The sequence below is a fragment of the Streptomyces sp. SID14478 genome (assembly GCF_010548525.1).
Lineage (GTDB): Bacteria > Actinomycetota > Actinomycetes > Streptomycetales > Streptomycetaceae > Streptomyces.
In genome coordinates, this window is record NZ_JAAGMG010000162.1 from 1 (window position 1) to 456 (window position 456).

The window sequence follows — 456 nt, forward strand, 5'->3', positions numbered from 1 at the left end:
CCCGGACCCCGCTCCTCGATCGCCGGAGGGGCTCAGAAGCCGTAGCCGGGGCCGCTGTCCGCCGTGTCCGAAAGGCCGAAGTGGGCACGGACCAAGGTGCCCACCGCGTCCAGGTCCCGCTCCTCCAGGGCGTCCAGCAGCGCGACGTGCTGTGCGGCGTCCGCCGTCAGGTCGCAGCCGGTCCACACGATCCTGCGCCGCAGGTCGTCGGCGACCCGCACGAGCTGTTCGTTCCCGGCGAGGCGGAGCACGGCGCGGTGGAAGGCCCGGTCGGCCTCCGCGTAGCGGGCGAGGTCGCCCGAGGCGGCCGCGGTGAGGGTGTCGTCGGCGCAGGGCCGCAGCACCTCCCAGCGCCCCACCGGCAGGGTCCGGGCGAGGCGCAGCACCACCGGGGCCTCGATGAGCCCGCGCACCTCGGTCAGCTCCGCCCGCTCCCGGGCGGTCCGCTCGGCGACC

The 456-nt window shown here is 76.8% G+C and carries 1 protein-coding gene; it reads right to left on the minus strand.

What is annotated here, in order from left to right; all coding sequences use genetic code 11:
- Window positions 1-32: 32 nt before the first annotated feature.
- Window positions 33-456: FCD domain-containing protein (locus tag G3I40_RS06355; protein ID WP_164301176.1), on the minus strand; the 424-nt coding region annotated here is incomplete at its 5' end.